The sequence below is a fragment of the Rahnella sp. GSA61A genome (genome assembly GCF_019969905.1).
GTDB lineage: Bacteria > Pseudomonadota > Gammaproteobacteria > Enterobacterales > Enterobacteriaceae > Rahnella > Rahnella aceris.
On the sequence record NZ_JAHXYO010000048.1, the window covers coordinates 1 to 1,698 of the forward strand.

A 1,698-nucleotide genomic window follows, 5' to 3' on the forward strand; every position below is an offset into this window, starting at 1 on the left:
TCGGTGGCAAAAAATATCAAGTCTTAGAGTGACCAAGCAGTAATTCATTTAGTTGAATTATTACGAAGTAATCTCTGAGCACCGCTTCACTTGTTGAAGCAAATCGAACTTTTAATTGAAGAGTTTGATCATGGCTCAGATTGAACGCTGGCGGCAGGCCTAACACATGCAAGTCGAGCGGCAGCGGAAAGTAGCTTGCTACTTTGCCGGCGAGCGGCGGACGGGTGAGTAATGTCTGGGAAACTGCCTGATGGAGGGGGATAACTACTGGAAACGGTAGCTAATACCGCATGACCTCGAAAGAGCAAAGTGGGGGATCTTCGGACCTCACGCCATCGGATGTGCCCAGATGGGATTAGCTAGTAGGTGAGGTAATGGCTCACCTAGGCGACGATCCCTAGCTGGTCTGAGAGGATGACCAGCCACACTGGAACTGAGACACGGTCCAGACTCCTACGGGAGGCAGCAGTGGGGAATATTGCACAATGGGCGCAAGCCTGATGCAGCCATGCCGCGTGTGTGAAGAAGGCCTTAGGGTTGTAAAGCACTTTCAGCGAGGAGGAAGGCATCATACTTAATACGTGTGGTGATTGACGTTACTCGCAGAAGAAGCACCGGCTAACTCCGTGCCAGCAGCCGCGGTAATACGGAGGGTGCAAGCGTTAATCGGAATTACTGGGCGTAAAGCGCACGCAGGCGGTTTGTTAAGTCAGATGTGAAATCCCCGCGCTTAACGTGGGAACTGCATTTGAAACTGGCAAGCTAGAGTCTTGTAGAGGGGGGTAGAATTCCAGGTGTAGCGGTGAAATGCGTAGAGATCTGGAGGAATACCGGTGGCGAAGGCGGCCCCCTGGACAAAGACTGACGCTCAGGTGCGAAAGCGTGGGGAGCAAACAGGATTAGATACCCTGGTAGTCCACGCTGTAAACGATGTCGACTTGGAGGTTGTGCCCTTGAGGCGTGGCTTCCGGAGCTAACGCGTTAAGTCGACCGCCTGGGGAGTACGGCCGCAAGGTTAAAACTCAAATGAATTGACGGGGGCCCGCACAAGCGGTGGAGCATGTGGTTTAATTCGATGCAACGCGAAGAACCTTACCTACTCTTGACATCCACGGAATTCGCCAGAGATGGCTTAGTGCCTTCGGGAACCGTGAGACAGGTGCTGCATGGCTGTCGTCAGCTCGTGTTGTGAAATGTTGGGTTAAGTCCCGCAACGAGCGCAACCCTTATCCTTTGTTGCCAGCACGTAATGGTGGGAACTCAAAGGAGACTGCCGGTGATAAACCGGAGGAAGGTGGGGATGACGTCAAGTCATCATGGCCCTTACGAGTAGGGCTACACACGTGCTACAATGGCATATACAAAGAGAAGCGAACTCGCGAGAGCAAGCGGACCTCATAAAGTATGTCGTAGTCCGGATTGGAGTCTGCAACTCGACTCCATGAAGTCGGAATCGCTAGTAATCGTAGATCAGAATGCTACGGTGAATACGTTCCCGGGCCTTGTACACACCGCCCGTCACACCATGGGAGTGGGTTGCAAAAGAAGTAGGTAGCTTAACCTTCGGGAGGGCGCTTACCACTTTGTGATTCATGACTGGGGTGAAGTCGTAACAAGGTAACCGTAGGGGAACCTGCGGTTGGATCACCTCCTTACCTCAAGATACGCATTGTGCAGTGTCCACACAGATTGTCTGAT

1 rRNA gene is annotated in these 1,698 nt (G+C 52.4%); it reads left to right on the forward strand.

The window, feature by feature from the left end:
* Window positions 1-112: 112 nt before the first annotated feature.
* Window positions 113-1,655 (forward strand): 16S ribosomal RNA (locus LC431_RS26155).
* Window positions 1,656-1,698 lie beyond the last annotated feature (43 nt).